The organism is Streptomyces sp. NPDC056161 (genome assembly GCF_042268025.1).
Classification (GTDB): domain Bacteria; phylum Actinomycetota; class Actinomycetes; order Streptomycetales; family Streptomycetaceae; genus Streptomyces.
In genome coordinates this window covers 1-14,223 of record NZ_JBHJUV010000064.1, presented here as the reverse complement: position 1 = coordinate 14,223, position 14,223 = coordinate 1, and the positions used below count along the sequence as shown (strand labels likewise).

General features: G+C 71.3%; 12 protein-coding genes and 1 riboswitch. Of the genes, 6 read left to right on the top strand and 6 right to left on the bottom strand.

All coding sequences use genetic code 11. From position 1 onward, the window contains the following. Window positions 1-474: 474 nt before the first annotated feature. The gene (locus tag ACFC09_RS38825) at window positions 475-1,923 is read right to left on the bottom strand and encodes a gamma-aminobutyraldehyde dehydrogenase (RefSeq protein WP_376536541.1); all 1,449 of its coding nucleotides are present in this window, start codon (window positions 1,921-1,923) and stop codon (window positions 475-477) included. A gap of 169 nt (window positions 1,924-2,092) precedes the next feature. On the opposite strand from ACFC09_RS38825, the gene ACFC09_RS38820 reads away from it, so the two are divergent. From ACFC09_RS38820 to ACFC09_RS38795, 6 genes are all read left to right on the top strand, one after another. After that, window positions 2,093-2,611 carry an Lrp/AsnC family transcriptional regulator gene (locus tag ACFC09_RS38820; RefSeq protein ID WP_376536539.1) on the top strand — a complete coding sequence of 173 codons (519 nt, stop codon included), beginning with the start codon at window positions 2,093-2,095 and terminating at the stop codon, window positions 2,609-2,611. Continuing rightward, window positions 2,596-3,978: an aspartate aminotransferase family protein gene (locus tag ACFC09_RS38815; RefSeq protein ID WP_376536537.1), complete on the top strand. Its 1,383-nt coding sequence runs from the start codon at window positions 2,596-2,598 to the stop codon at window positions 3,976-3,978. The genes ACFC09_RS38820 and ACFC09_RS38815 overlap by 16 nt, the downstream gene beginning before the upstream one ends. Window positions 3,979-4,216: 238 nt before the next feature. Further along, window positions 4,217-4,957: an ABC transporter ATP-binding protein gene (locus tag ACFC09_RS38810; protein WP_376536535.1), complete on the top strand. Its 741-nt coding sequence runs from the start codon at window positions 4,217-4,219 to the stop codon at window positions 4,955-4,957. Further along, the gene (locus ACFC09_RS38805; RefSeq protein ID WP_376536533.1) at window positions 4,939-6,357 is read left to right on the top strand and encodes a hypothetical protein; all 1,419 of its coding nucleotides are present in this window, start codon (window positions 4,939-4,941) and stop codon (window positions 6,355-6,357) included. The genes ACFC09_RS38810 and ACFC09_RS38805 overlap by 19 nt, the downstream gene beginning before the upstream one ends. Before the next feature lie 238 nt (window positions 6,358-6,595). Continuing rightward, window positions 6,596-7,003 (top strand): VOC family protein, encoded by a 408-nt coding sequence (locus tag ACFC09_RS38800; RefSeq protein WP_376536531.1) that lies wholly within the window; start codon window positions 6,596-6,598, stop codon window positions 7,001-7,003. 351 nt (window positions 7,004-7,354) lie between these two features. Then, on the top strand, window positions 7,355-8,044 hold the full coding sequence (locus tag ACFC09_RS38795) for an LAETG motif-containing sortase-dependent surface protein (RefSeq protein ID WP_376536529.1): 690 nt from the start codon (window positions 7,355-7,357) through the stop codon (window positions 8,042-8,044). Window positions 8,045-8,104: 60 nt separating this feature from the next. Here ACFC09_RS38795 and ACFC09_RS38790 read toward each other — a convergent pair whose 3' ends face one another. From ACFC09_RS38790 to rlmN, 5 genes are all read right to left on the bottom strand, one after another. Next, window positions 8,105-8,902 (bottom strand): maleylpyruvate isomerase family mycothiol-dependent enzyme, encoded by a 798-nt coding sequence (locus tag ACFC09_RS38790; protein ID WP_376536527.1) that lies wholly within the window; start codon window positions 8,900-8,902, stop codon window positions 8,105-8,107. Between the two features lie 23 nt (window positions 8,903-8,925). Then, window positions 8,926-9,945 carry an ABC transporter ATP-binding protein gene (locus ACFC09_RS38785; RefSeq protein ID WP_376536524.1) on the bottom strand — a complete coding sequence of 340 codons (1,020 nt, stop codon included), beginning with the start codon at window positions 9,943-9,945 and terminating at the stop codon, window positions 8,926-8,928. Further along, the gene (locus ACFC09_RS38780) at window positions 9,945-11,579 is read right to left on the bottom strand and encodes an ABC transporter permease (RefSeq protein ID WP_376536591.1); all 1,635 of its coding nucleotides are present in this window, start codon (window positions 11,577-11,579) and stop codon (window positions 9,945-9,947) included. Before ACFC09_RS38780 ends, ACFC09_RS38785 begins: the two co-directional genes overlap by 1 nt. Before the next feature lie 92 nt (window positions 11,580-11,671). Further along, a complete protein-coding gene (locus ACFC09_RS38775) occupies window positions 11,672-12,742 on the bottom strand; it encodes a thiamine ABC transporter substrate binding subunit (RefSeq protein WP_376536522.1) in 1,071 nt (356 codons plus the stop codon). Window positions 12,743-12,823: 81 nt separating this feature from the next. Then, a riboswitch (TPP riboswitch) is annotated at window positions 12,824-12,931 on the bottom strand. 110 nt (window positions 12,932-13,041) lie between these two features. Then, a complete protein-coding gene (gene rlmN / locus ACFC09_RS38770; RefSeq protein ID WP_376536520.1) occupies window positions 13,042-14,148 on the bottom strand; it encodes a 23S rRNA (adenine(2503)-C(2))-methyltransferase RlmN in 1,107 nt (368 codons plus the stop codon). Between the last annotated feature and the right edge of the window lie 75 nt (window positions 14,149-14,223).

Sequence of the window (14,223 nt, the reverse complement as noted above, 5' to 3'; positions counted from 1 at the left end):
AGGGGAGTTCGGTGCCTCTCCAGCGGTCCTCGGGTGCTGCCGGTCTCCTACAGCCCCACGATCTTGTTCCACCGCTCGGTGAAGCCGACCCGCTTGGGACGAGCGACGCCGCGTCGAGCGGGCACCGCCGAACCCGACACGTTGTCGATCCGTCAGCTGCGGGCAATCGCCCGGCAGTTGACACGAAACGGCCCCGGAGGGCGGGGACGCCCGTCCGGGGCCGTACAGGACCTTCCCAGGAGCCGTGCGGCAGACCTTCCGCGGCCGTGTGCCGGAACCACTCCGGGGCCGTACGACGGACCGTCCACGGCCGTGACCGTCCACGGCCGTACGGGAGTCCTTCCGCGGCCGTACGGGAGTCCTTCCGCGGCCGTACGGGAGTCCTTCCGCGGCCGGCGGAGACGCTCCGGGGATCCGGCCGCGGACGTTCCGGAGGCCCTGTCGCGGACCTTCCGGGGCCCTGTCGCGGACGGGTCAGCCGTCCAGGGACGTCATGACGTGCTTGATGCGGGTGTAGTCGTCGAAGCCGTACGCCGACAGGTCCTTGCCGTAGCCGGACTTCTTGAAGCCGCCGTGCGGCATCTCGGCGACCAGCGGGATGTGGGTGTTGATCCACACGCAGCCGAAGTCGAGCTTCTTGGACATCCGCATGGCACGGGCGTGGTCCTTGGTCCACACGGAGGAGGCGAGGGCGTACTCGACGCCGTTGGCCCACTCGACCGCCTGGTCCTCGTCGGCGAAGGACTGGACGGTGATGACCGGCCCGAAGACCTCGTGCTGGATGATCTCGTCGTCCTGCTTGAGGCCCGAGACGACGGTCGGCGCGTAGAAGTAGCCCTTCTCGCCGACCTGCCGGCCGCCCGTCTCGACCTTGGCGTGGGCGGGCAGGCGCTCGATGAAGCCGGAGACCTGCCGCAGTTGATTGGGGTTGTTCAGCGGGCCGTAGAGGACGTCCTCGTCGTCGGGCTGCCCGGTCTTGGTGTCGGCGGCGGCCTTGGCCAGCGCGGCGACGAACTCGTCGTGGATGGACTCCTGGACGAGGACGCGGGTCGCGGCGGTGCAGTCCTGGCCGGCGTTGAAGAAGCCCGCCACGGAGATGTCCTCGACGGCCTTCGGGATGTCGGTGTCCTCGAAGACGACGACCGGCGCCTTGCCGCCCAGCTCCAGGTGGACCCGCTTGAGGTCCTTGGACGCGGACTCGGCGACCTGCATGCCGGCGCGCACGGAACCCGTGATGGAGGCCATCGCCGGGACCGGGTGCTCGACCATCAGACGGCCGGTCTCGCGGTCGCCGGTGATGACGTTGAAGACGCCCTTGGGGAGGATCCCGCCGAGGATCTCGGCGATCAGGACGGTGGACGCCGGGGTGGTGTCCGACGGCTTCAGCACGACCGTGTTGCCCGCGGCGATCGCCGGGGCGAACTTCCACACGGCCATCATCATCGGGTAGTTCCAGGGCGCGACCTGCGCGCAGACGCCGACCGGCTCGCGGCGGACGATGGAGGTCAGGCCCTCCATGTACTCGCCGGCCGAACGGCCCTCCAGCATCCGGGCCGCGCCGGCGAAGAACCGGATCTGGTCGACCATCGGCGGGATCTCCTCGGAGCGGGTCAGCCCGACCGGCTTGCCCGTGTTCTCCACCTCGGCCGCGATCAGTTCCTCGGCGCGCTCCTCGAACGCGTCGGCGATCTTCAGGAGAGCCTTCTGCCGCTCGGCGGGCGTGGTGTCGCGCCAGCCGGGGAAGGCCGCGGCGGCGGCCGCCATCGCGGCGTCCACGTCCGCCCGGCCGGACAGCGGCGCGGTCGCGTACGCCTCGCCCGTCACGGGGTTGACCACGTCGGTGGTCCGTCCGTCTGCGGCGTCCCGGAACTCACCGTCGACGTAATTGCGGAGCTTGCGCAGCCGCGCCTGCTCGGTGCTCACTGCCGGCCTCCTGTCGGGTCAGAACTGTCCAATCACTGAGACACCCACCCTAATCCGGGAGCCGACGTTTTCAACACCCCCGTTCGGGCTACGGCTGCGAAATCCGCAAGTCTCGACCATGCAAACAACGAATTTCATCGATAGTGCCTTGCGGAACTGTCGAGACGTCGTGCACAGTGAGACCGTGGCCAGTCGAAGCGCAGACCAGAAGGGCTCGCCCCGCGAGTCCCGGAACGGCACCCCGCACCTGGATGCCGTCTCCCTCGCCATCATCGAGCAGCTCCAGGAGGACGGCCGCCGGCCCTACGCCGCCATCGGCAAGGCCGTGGGCCTCTCCGAGGCGGCCGTGCGCCAGCGCGTCCAGAAACTGCTCGACCAGGGCGTCATGCAGATCGTCGCCGTCACGGACCCGCTCACCGTGGGCTTCCGCCGGCAGGCGATGGTCGGCATCAACGTCGAGGGCGATGTCGAGTCCGCGGCCGACGCGCTGACCGCCATGTCGGAGGTCGAGTACGTGGTGATGGCCGCGGGCTCGTTCGACATCCTCGCCGAGATCGTCTGCGAGGACGACGACCACCTGCTGGACGTCATCAACAGACGCATCCGGGCCCTGCCCGGCGTGCGCTCCACCGAGAGTTTCGTCTATCTGAAGCTCAAGAAGCAGACCTACATGTGGGGAACCCGATAACCGTGAGCACAAAGGACCTGAGCCGCAGCGCGTACGACCACCTGTGGATGCACTTCACCCGCATGTCCTCCTACGAGAACGCGCCCGTCCCCACCATCGTCCGGGGCGAGGGCACCTACATCTACGACGACAAGGGCAAGCGCTACCTCGACGGTCTCGCCGGGCTGTTCGTGGTCCAGGCCGGCCACGGCCGCACGGAACTCGCCGAGACCGCCTTCAAACAGGCCCAGGAGCTGGCGTTCTTCCCGGTGTGGTCCTACGCCCACCCGAAGGCCGTGGAGCTGGCCGAGCGCCTCGCCGGCCACGCGCCGGGCGATCTGAACAAGGTCTTCTTCACCACCGGCGGCGGCGAGGCCGTCGAGACCGCCTGGAAGCTCGCCAAGCAGTACTTCAAGCTGACCGGCAAGCCCACCAAGCACAAGGTCATCTCGCGCGCGGTCGCCTACCACGGCACCCCGCAGGGCGCCCTGTCCATCACCGGCCTGCCCGGTCTGAAGGCCCCGTTCGAGCCGCTGGTGCCGGGCGCGCACAAGGTCCCGAACACGAACATCTACCGGGCGCCGATCCACGGTGACGACCCGGAGGCGTTCGGCCGCTGGGCCGCCGACCAGATCGAGCAGCAGATCCTCTTCGAGGGCCCGGAGACCGTCGCCGCGGTCTTCCTGGAGCCGGTGCAGAACGCCGGCGGCTGCTTCCCGCCGCCGCCCGGCTACTTCCAGCGGGTGCGCGAGATCTGCGACCAGTACGACGTGCTGCTCGTCTCCGACGAGGTCATCTGCGCCTTCGGCCGCCTCGGCACCATGTTCGCCTGCGACAAGTTCGGCTACGTACCGGACATGATCACCTGCGCCAAGGGCATGACCTCGGGCTACTCCCCCATCGGCGCCTGCATCGTCTCCGACCGCCTGGCCGAGCCGTTCTACCAGGGCGACAACATGTTCCTGCACGGCTACACCTTCGGCGGCCACCCGGTCTCCGCCGCGGTGGGCCTCGCCAACCTCGACCTGTTCGAGCGCGAGGGCCTCAACCAGCACGTGCTGGACAACGAGAGCGCCTTCCGGACCACCCTGGAGAAGCTGTACGACCTGCCGATCGTCGGCGACGTCCGCGGCAACGGCTTCTTCTACGGCATCGAACTGGTCAAGGACAAGGCCACCAAGGAGACCTTCGACGAGGAGGAGACCGAGCGTGTCCTGTACGGCTTCCTCTCCAAGGCCCTCTTCGACAACGGCCTGTACTGCCGGGCCGACGACCGCGGCGACCCGGTCGTCCAGCTCGCCCCGCCGCTCGTCTCCGACCAGGCGACCTTCGACGAGATCGAGCAGATCCTGCGCGCGACACTGACCGAGGCGTGGACCAAGCTCTGATCCCTGGCCCGGCCGTGTGCCCGCGCCCGGCCCCACACCGCTGATCAGCTGATCGACACCGGCCCCGGAGCCGTCCGTTCGAGTGAGAACGGCGGTCCGGGGCCGTGTGCTGTCCGGCCGGCCGGCGGCGGCTGCCTAGCGTGCAAGTGACCGATCGGCCCAGCCTTCGTTCCCCCCGGAAGAGGGATAAAGCGCCGGGAAAGCCGGGAAACACGGACCAGAACCGAGGTGTACGCCCATGGAGGCCCCGCCGGACAACGACGTGCTCTGGGCACGGTCCCTGCACTTCACCCACGACGACGGCTCGCCCGCCCTGGGCGGTGTCTCGCTCGGCGTGCGGGAGGGCGAGATCCTCGCCGTCAGCGGACCCCGCGGCAGCGGCAAGACGACCCTGCTGCGCTGCCTGTCCGGGCTGCTGCCGATCCGGCACGGCGAGATCTGGTTCAACAGCGCGCCCGTGCACACCCTGGGCCCGATGGCCCGGGAGCGCCTGCGCCGCGACCGGTTCGGCTGGATCGACCCGGTACCGGCCCTGGTCCCCGAGCTGACCGTCTGGGAGAACACCGCGCTGCCCCTGATGCTGCGCGGCACCAGCCGTCGCCGGGCCAAGACCACCGCCCTGGAGTGGCTGGACCGGCTGGACGTCGGTGAGCGGTCCCGCAGCCATCCGCACGAGCTGCGCCAGGCCGAACGCCAGCGCGTCTCGATCGCCCGTGCGCTCGCCCCGGCCCCCACGGTGCTGTTCGCCGACGAGCCGACGGCCCCCCTGTACCGCGCGGACCGCGCCCATGTGCTGCGTACGCTGACGACGGCCGCCCGCTCGCACGGCATCACGGTCCTGCTGGCCACGCACGACGCCGAGACGGCGGCCCTCGCCGACCGCACGGTGGCGCTGCTGGACGGGCGGTGCGTGACGACCGTGCACCTGCCCCCGGTCACCGAGTCGGAAGGCCGGGCCGCGTGCTCGCTCTCCGTCTGACCCGCGCCGCCCGCCCCACCGTCCAACTGCGCCGCCTACTGGTGGCGACCGCCGCGGCGGGCACGGGCTTCCTCCTGCTGAGCGCCCTCGGCTACGCGCTGGGACACCCCGAGCAGCCGACGGAGGCGGCGACCCGGCTGGCCTGGTGCGCGGTGCCGCTGGCCGCCGCCGTCCACTTCGCGGTGGCGGTCGCCCGCACCGACCCGGGCACCAAGCCCCGCCCGGGGCTCTCGGCCCTCGGCCTGGGCCCGGCCCGGCTGATGGCGATCTCGGTCCTGTCGACGGCCCTGTCCTGCACGCTGGGCTCGCTGGTGGCCCTCTTCGCCTTCCTCCATCTGCGCGGCGACCTCACGGGCACGCCCTTCGACGGAGCGGCGGCGACGTTCCTGGCCGCGGGCGAGCCGCTGCCGGTGCCGGCCGCCCTCACCCTCCTGACGCTGGTACCGGTGATCGCGTCGGGCACGGTGGCACTGGTCCTGCGGCCCCGGGACGCCCGCCCCGCAAAGCGCGGCGCGGCCTGGACGTACGGCCGCTTCGGCTCCTACGGCCGGGCGCGCTCGCCCGAGTCCCTGGGGACGCACACCGGGTTCACCGCGCACGTGCGGGACGCCGCCGCCCGCCCGGCCACCGGGACCCGGATCATCGCCGCGGTGCCCGTGCCGCAGAAACCGGTGCCGGTCCCGCAGCGGGGCGACACCGGGCAGACCCTCGGTCACAACGGTGAGCCGACGGCGTCCGCGGACGGCGGACCGGACTCCGCCCCGGCCGACGGGGCGACGGACCCGGGCGGCGACTGGAGCGCGGCCCTCACCGATCCGCGCCGTCCCCCGGCCGGCTTCCCCTGGGGCATCGCGGTCCTCGCCTTCGGCCTGGCCGTGGAGGCGTACGCCGGGTTCTCCGCCGCGCCCGGCCCGGCGCTCCCCGGCGTGCTGACCGGCTGGGCGCTGGCCGCGGTCGGCCTGGTCCTCGCCGCGCCGGGCCTCACCCATCTGTGCGGCCGACTGCTCCAGGCGGTCCGGCCGGGCGCGCTGCGGCTGCTGGCCGGCCGGGCGCTGATGGCAGAGGCCGTCCGTCTCGGCCGTCCGCTCGGCGTGGTGTGCGTGGTCGTCTCGGGCGCGCTCGCCATGACCGCCTTCAGCTCCGAGAACACCGCGCCCTACGGCCAACTCACCGCCTTCGGCGTCCTGCTGGTCATCGGCTGCACCATGGGCACCCTGCTGACGGCGGCCGTGGAGGCCCGGCAGTCCCGCGCCGACACCGTCGCCGGCCTGCTGCGCCTCGGCGCCCCCGCGACCCTGCTGCGCGTCGCCGCCGCACTGCGTGCGGGCGCGCTGCTCGCCCTGTTCGGCCCGCTCACGGTGGTGGTGGCCTACCTGGTGGTGCTCCCGCTGGACAGCTGAACCGGCCGGCCCGGCAGCAGCACCGGCCCGGCCGGCGAACCGGGCGGGCAGCGGAACCGGACGGGCGGCTGAACCGGGCCGACGGCGACTGAACCGGGCCGACGGTCGGCCCCTCCGCACCAGAGCGCCCACGGAGCACATCCGCACAGCAGTACGAAAAAAGTCCGTGGCCGCCGATGAGTTCCCCGGCGCCCTCCGGTCTGCCCTTCGAACAGTACGAACCCGAGGGGAGAGGCCCATGTACCAACAGATGATCTTCGTGAACCTGGCCACCGACGACGTCGAGGCGTCGAAGAGGTTCTTCACGGCGCTCGGTTACACGATCAACCCGCAGTTCTCCACGGACGACTGCGCCTGCGTCGTGATCAGCGACACCATCATCGCGATGCTGCTCAGCAGGCAGCGCTACGCGGACTTCACGAAGAAGGAGATCGCGGACTCGACGAAGACCAGCGAGACGCTGATCTGCCTGAGCGCCGAAAGCCGCGCGAGCGTCGACGAACTGGTCGACAAAGCGATCGCGGCGGGCGGCACGGCGGCCGGCGAGACCCAGGACCAGGGCTTCATGTACGGCCGCGCCTTCGACGACCTCGACGGCCACACCTGGGAGGTCATGTGGATGGACCCGGCGGCGGTGCAGGGCTGAACCCGCACGGCGCCGCGGCGGTGCGGCGTTGAAGCGGCGCGGCGTTGAGAGTCGAGGCGACGTTGAGAGTCGAGGCGACCGTGGAGCTGAGGGTCGGGGCCGTGCAGGGCCGAGTCGACGCAGGGGCTGAGACCGTCCCCGGCCGAGCGGGCCGGGCCGCCTCCCGAGGCATCGAAACGTCCCGGGAGTTAACAACACGGTAAAGCCAACACCGGTGGGGGGCATATGCGTTGACAGTGCTTATGGAACACTTATAGACCTGTGATTCTCCTGGGGATGGTGAAGCTGTCTTCACAATCGCTTCATCTGCCCCCCAAGCCCCCCCGCAGATGCACTCTGTAAAGGACAAACGTGTCCATAACACGCCGCAGCGCACGTCGTTCCGTGCGCATTCTGGGTGTTGCCTCCGCGACTGTCGCGCTCGCGCTGGGCGTCAGCAACTCCGCTTTCGCGTGCAACATCAGTGAGTTCACCGCCAAGGCCGACTGTGACGGCACCAACGGTGTCATCGTCGTCACCGACAAGGACGCCTCCGGCACGCCGGTCACCATCTCCGTGTTCCTGAAGAACAACGGTTCCGACGAGCAGGTCGGCGAGTCCCAGGAGCTCACGGGCTCCCGCGAGGGCACCACCGCCACGTTCACCGCGGACTGGAAGCCGAACGCGACCTACCGGGTGCACGTCAAGGGCGGGCCGGTCGACGAGGACATCAAGCCCGACCTCGTCACCCCGTCCACGGCCTGCAAGACCGAGGAGACCCCGACCCCGACCCCCCCGGAGACCAGCCCGGCTCCGTCGGAGTCCGAGTCGACGCCGGCGGAGTCCCAGACCCCGACTCCGTCGGCCTCGGAGAGCAGCACCGCCCCGGCGGGTACGTCGAGCAACGCGCCGTCCCCGGCGGCCGGTGACTCGAACCTCGCCGAGACCGGTGCGAACTCCAACACCACTCTGATCGCCGGTATCGCCGCCGCCTTCGTCGTCGTCGGCGGTGGCGCGGTGTTCTTCGGCATGCGCCGCCGCGGGGCCAACAGCAACCGCTGACGCCTCACTTCGGCACACGCCGCGGCCCGTCCCCGCACCGCGGGGGCGGGCCGCGGTCGTTCAGCCGAACGTGGCCCGCTCCAGCCAGAAGTCCAGCAGCTCCCGCTCGCCGACGACCTCCAACTCCGGTCCTGTCGGCGGGATACGGGTGTAGAAGGCGAGCAGGACCGAGGTGAGCGGACCGCGCAGCGCGACCGTCGCCTTCTCATGGCCGCGGCGCCAGGCGACGCCCTCGTCGGTCAGCTCGACGAACCACTCGGCGTTCAGCTCGGGCGGGGTGTCGGTGGCGTGCAGATGGATGCTGCGGCCCGGCCCGCGCAGTTCCACGGTCTCCTTCCGCAGGCCCGAGCGCTGCACCAACTCGATGATCTGCAACCACTCGTCGATCGCGTCCGCGGCCACGTCCGGGGCGACGTCGTAGGGCAGTCCGGCGGCGAGCGCGGCATCAGCCCGGTGGATGGTGATCTCGTGGGTCATCCGGCGGGCCCAGAAGCCGGCGTCGAGGATTCCGGCCCAGGTCCACACCTTCGTGTCCGGCCCGGCCTCGCGCAGGGTGTCGACGAGCAGCCGGCCGGTCTCCGCGAGCCAGGCGTCCAGCGCCGCGGCGTCGCCGCGCGCCTCGGGCCGCCCGGCGTGGGGGACCCGCTCCGCGGGGACGTTCTCCTGGGCCCGGGTCCTGACCAGCAACTCCACCCAGCGCAGAGCGCCGCCCAGGTGCCGCAGCAGGTCCTCCAGCGACCAGTCCGGGCAGGTGGGTACGGTGGCGGACAGATCGGCGCCGGAGGTGACCACGGCCCTCAACTGCCCGATCTGGTGGGCGATCTCGTCGCAGTAGCGGTCATGCGTGAGGAGCGTCATGCCCCGACGCTACGGCCTCGCGGTCATCCCAGCACGACGATTTCCGCCGGGTCGAACTCCACCCCCACCTCGTCCCCGGTCTCCGGCGCCGCCCGCAGCGCGCACGCCGCCTCAAGACGCGGGCCGTCCCCCGGCTGGAGGCGCACGGCCACATGGGTGCCCTTGAAGGTGCGCGCGGTCACCATGGCGCGCGGGCCCTCGCCGGCCGGTCCGAGCCGGATGCCGGCGGGGCGTACCAGCAGGGTGCGCCGGCCCTGGGGCGCGGGCTCGGGCACCGGGAGCTTCCCCCACGGGGTGACCGCCACCGCTCCGGTGATCTGCGCGTCGACGACGTTCTCGAAGCCGAGGAAGCGGGCCACGAACTCGTCGGCGGGCCGCTGCCACACCTCAAGGGGCGTACCGGACTGGGCGATCCGGCCGTCCCGCATCACGACCACCCGGTCGGCCAGCGCGAAAGCCTCGCCCTGGTCGTGGGTGACGGCGAGCACGGTGGTGCCCAACCGGTCGAACAGCTCCCGCAGTTCGACCACGAGCCGTTCCCGCAGCGAGCGGTCGAGCTGGCCGAGCGGTTCGTCCAGCATCAGCAGCCGCGGCCGGGGCGCGAGGGCTCGGGCGAGCGCGACCCGCTGCTGTTCGCCGCCGGAGAGCCGGGCCACGGCCCGCCGGGCGGCCCCCGGCAGCCCCACCAGGTCCAGCAGCTCCGCCACCGCGGTCCGCTGCCGCTCCTTCGACGCGCCGCGCATCCGCAGCCCGAACGCCACGTTGCCGCCCACGTCCCGCTGCGGGAACAGCTGGTGGTCCTGGAACATCAGCCCGACCTCGCGCCGGTGCGCGGGCACGCCCGTCTGGTCCCGTCCGTCGAGCGCCACCCGCCCCGCGTCCAGGGGCTGAAGTCCGGCCACCGCCCGCAGCAGCGTCGACTTGCCGCTGCCGCTGGGCCCGAGCACGCAGACGATCTCGTGCTCGGCTACCGCCAGATCGACGGCGTCGAGCACGGCCCGCCCGCCGAGGCGCACGGTCGCGGACGTGAGGCTCAGCAGCATCAGAACTCCCCGGTCCGGTCGACCGGGATCCCCCCGGTCGCCTCTGTTCGAGACGGGAGGTGCAGGCGTTCCAGCGCCAGCAGGGACACCGCGCACACCACCATGAGAATCGTGGAAAGGGCCATCGCCTGGCCGTAGTTGAGATCGCCCGGCCGGCCGAGCAGCCGGGCCACGGCGACCGGCAGCGTGGGGTTGTCGGGCCGCGCGATGAACACGGTCGCGCCGAACTCCCCGAGCGAGACGGCGAACGCGAATCCGGCCGCGATCAGCAGCGCCCGCCGCACCAGCGGCAGATCGACCTCGCGCCACACCCGCCAGGGCGACGCCCCGAGCACGGCCGCCGCCTCCCTGAGCCGCCCGTCGACGGCCCGCAGCACCGGCAGCATGGTCCGTACGACGAAGGGCACGCCGACCAGCGCCTGGGCGAGCGGCACGAGGATCCAGGACTGCCGCAGGTCGAGCGGCGGCTTGTCCAGCGCGATCAGGAAACCGAAACCGACGGTCACGGCGGACACGCCGAGCGGCAGCATCAGCAGCGCGTCGAAGCCCCGTACGATCCGGCCCGCGCCGCGGGCGAGGGCCGCGGCGGCGAGGGAGCCGATCAGCACCGCGATGGCGGTGGCGACGACGGCGTAGCGCAGGGAGTTGCCGACCGCGGCGATCGGCGCCACCAGGAACGTACCGCCGTCCGCACGGGTCAGCGCCCGGTAGTAGCCGAGGCCGGGAGCGGCGAGGGAGCGCTGCACCAGCACCCCGAGCGGCAGCAGCACGAGCAGGACGACGGTGGCCAGGACACCGCCGAGCAGCGCCCACTGGCCCGCCCCGCGCGGCCGGCGTGCCGTCAGCGACGCGTCGACCAGGCGCAGCGTGCTCTCCCGCCGCCGTACCGTCCAGGCGTGCACGGCGAGGATCACGCCGACCGCCGCGAACTGGACCAGGGTGAGGACCGCGGCCGTGGACAGGTCGAAGATCTGGGACGTCTCCCGGTAGATCTCCACTTCGAGCGTGGCGAAGGTGGGGCCGCCGAGGATCTGCACCACGCCGAAGGAGGTGAAGGTGAACAGGAACACCATCAGCGCGGCGGCGGCCACCGCCGGGGCCAGCGCCGGCAGGGTCACCCTGCGCCAGGCGGCCGGCGGCGACGCGCCCAGCATCCGCGCGGCCTCCTCCTGGCGCGGGTCGAGCCCGGCCCACAGTCCGCCGACCGTGCGGACGACGACGGCGTAGTTGAAGAAGACGTGCGCGAGCAGGATCGCCCAGACGGTGGTGTCCAGCCGCACGCCCCACAGGTCGTCGAGGAGGCCGCCACGTCCGACGAGGGCGAGGAAGGCGGTGCCGACGACGACGGTCGGCAGCACGAACGGCACGGTGACCACGGCCCGCAGGACCCGTTTGCCCGGGAAGTCGAGGCGGGCGAAGACGTACGCGCCGGGCAGCGCGACCAGCAGGGTGAGCGCGGTGGAGGCGAGCGCCTGCCAGGTGGTGAACCACAGCACGTGCCGGATGTCGGAACGGGCCACGACGTCCGCGATCCGTCCCAGCCGCCAGGCGCCGTCCGGTTTCAGACCGCGGGTGACGATCGCGGCCACCGGCCAGGCGAAGAACACGGCGAAGAACGCGACGGGCCCGGCCAGCAGCGCGAGCCGTACCAGGCTCCCGGTGCCGCGCCGCCCGCGCGGGAGGGAACCGGCCGCCTCGGCCGGCCCGGTCCCCTCGTCCGCCCCGGTCAGTTCAGTACGAGTGAGGTCCACGACTTGACCCACTGGTCACGGTCGGCGGCGATCCGGTCGGGCGCCATGGTCTCGGGGTCCTTGGCCCGCGGGCCGTACTTCTCGAACTCCTGCGGCACCGCGGCATCCGTGCGCACCGGGTAGACGAACATGTTCAGCGGCATGTCCTCCTGGAACTCCTTGCCGGTCAGGAAGTCCAGGAACGCCTTGCCGCCCGCGCTGTTGCGGGCACCCGAGAGCAGTCCGGCGTACTCGATCTGCCGGAAGCAGGTACCGGCGGCCACTCCGGTGGGCGCGGTGGCCGGTTTCGGGTCGGCGTAGACGACCTCGGCGGGCGGCGAGGAGGCGTACGACACGACGAGCGGCCGGTCGCCGCCCGCCTTCCTGCCGCCGGCCGAACCGGAGAACTCCTCGTCGTACGCCTGCTCCCAGCCGTCGACCACCTTGACGCCGTTGGCCTTGAGCTTCTTCCAGTACGCGCTCCAGCCGGCGTCGCCGTACTTCGCGGCGGTGCCGAGCAGAAAACCGAGGCCGGGCGAGGAGGTGGCGGCGTTCTCGGTGACGAGCAGGTTCTTGTACCGGGGTTCGACCAGGTCGTCGAAGGTCTGCGGCGGGGCCAGCCGGTGCCGCTCGAAGTACGCCTTGTCGTAGTTGACGCAGATGTCACCGGTGTCGATGGGCGTGACCTGGTGCCCGGACGTGCCGTCCCGGTACTCGGGTTCGATCCGGTCGTAGTCCTTCGGCTGGTACGACTGGAACAGCCCGTTGTCGAGGGCGCGCGACAGCAGGGTGTTGTCGACGCCGAAGAAGACGTCGCCCTGCGGGTTGTCCTTGGTCAGGATCGCCTTGTTGACGGCCTGCCCGGCGTCGCCGTCCTTGAGGACCCTGACGGTGTAACCGGACTGCTTCTCGAAGTCCTTGAGCACGTTCTTCGAGACCGCCCACGAATCGTGGCTGACGAGGGTGACCGTCTTGGAGTCGGCGCCCCCGTCGTTCGTGGATCCGCACGCGGACAGCGTGACCAGGCCGAGCCCGACCGCGACGGCCACGAAGGTCTTGGTGTGCAACTGGATTCCTCCTGGGGTTGACCAGGAAGAGACGCGGCCCTGCCCGGACCGTACGAGGCAGGTCCGGGCAGGGCGCAACAGCTTGAGTGAGGACCGATCTCCCTACCCAGAATGACCTGGGCGAGGTTCGGAGGGTCTGCGGCCGGTGTGCCGCACTCTCAGCGCTGTGGCGCTCCCCTGTCGGAAATATTCAAATTGTGCGGAATGCTTGGAGTGTTTGGAGTATTCGGAGTGATCGGAGTGTTCGGAACGCGAGGTTCGCGATATGACGTTATGACCGGGCTCAGACTACCGTCCGGCTATCGTTCGGTGGCAGCCAGCTGACCGCAGGCGCCGTCGATCTCCTGCCCGCGGGTGTCCCGGACGGTCACCGGCACCCCGTGCGCCTCGATGGCCGCCACGAAGGCCCGCTCGTCCTCGGGCCTGGAGGCGGTCCACTTGGAGCCCGGCGTCGGGTTGAGCGGGATGAGGTTGACGTGCACGGGCTTGCCCTTGAGCAGCCGGCCGAGCCGGTCGCCCCGCCACGCCTGGTCGTTGATGTCGCGGATCAGCGCGTACTCGATGGACAGCCGGCGCCCGGACCTGGCGGCGTATTCCAGACCGGCGTCCAGCACCTCGCGCACCTTCCACCGCGTGTTCACGGGGACGAGGGTGTCGCGCAGTTCGTCGTCGGGCGCGTGCAGGGAGATCGCGAGGCGGCACTTGAAGCCCTCGTCGGCGAACCGGTGGATGGCCGGGACGAGTCCGACGGTCGAGACGGTGATGCCGCGCTGGGACAGCCCGAGCCCGTCCGGCTCTGGGTCGGTGAGCGCCCGGATCGCGCCCACGACCCGCTTGTAGTTGGCGAGCGGCTCGCCCATGCCCATGAACACGATGTTGGACAGCCGCGCGGGGCCGCCGGGCACCTCGCCGTCCCTGAGGGCCCGCATCCCGTCCACGATCTGGTGCACGATCTCGGCGGTCGACAGGTTCCGGTCGAGACCGGCCTGCCCGGTGGCGCAGAAGGGGCAGTTCATCCCGCAGCCCGCCTGCGAGCTGATGCACATCGTCACCCGGTCCGGATACCGCATCAGCACCGACTCGACGAGCGTCCCGTCGAACATCCGCCACAGCGTCTTACGAGTGGTTCCCTCGTCGGTCGACAGGTGCCGTACGACCGTCATCAGCTCGGGGAACAACGCCTCCCGCAGCCGGCCTCGGGAGGCCGCGGGAATGTCGGTCCACTGCTCGGGGTCGTGCGCGTACCGCGCGAAGTAGTGCTGCGAGAGCTGCTTCGCCCGGAACGGCTTCTCGCCGATCGCGGCGACGGCCTCCTTGCGTTCGGCGGGCGAGAGATCAGCGAGATGCCGCGGCGGCCGCTGGGCACCGCGGGGGGCTGTGAAGGTGAGTTCTCCGGGATTAGGCATGGCCGTATCAGTGTCGCAGATCCAGTCGGGTGACCTGCGGCGGAAAGCCCGCACGGTGGTCGTTGTCTGTCGTTC

Excerpts from the sequence above, each read along its gene's own strand:
- ACFC09_RS38810 (WP_376536535.1), top strand. The coding sequence starts at position 4,217 with ATGGAGGCCCCGCCGGACAACGACGTGCTCTGGGCACGGTCCCTGCAC.
- ACFC09_RS38800 (WP_376536531.1), top strand. The coding sequence starts at position 6,596 with ATGTACCAACAGATGATCTTCGTGAACCTGGCCACCGACGACGTCGAG.
- ACFC09_RS38790 (WP_376536527.1), bottom strand. The coding sequence starts at position 8,902 with ATGACGCTCCTCACGCATGACCGCTACTGCGACGAGATCGCCCACCAG.
- ACFC09_RS38785 (WP_376536524.1), bottom strand. The coding sequence starts at position 9,945 with ATGCTGCTGAGCCTCACGTCCGCGACCGTGCGCCTCGGCGGGCGGGCC.
- rlmN (WP_376536520.1), bottom strand. The coding sequence starts at position 14,148 with ATGCCTAATCCCGGAGAACTCACCTTCACAGCCCCCCGCGGTGCCCAG.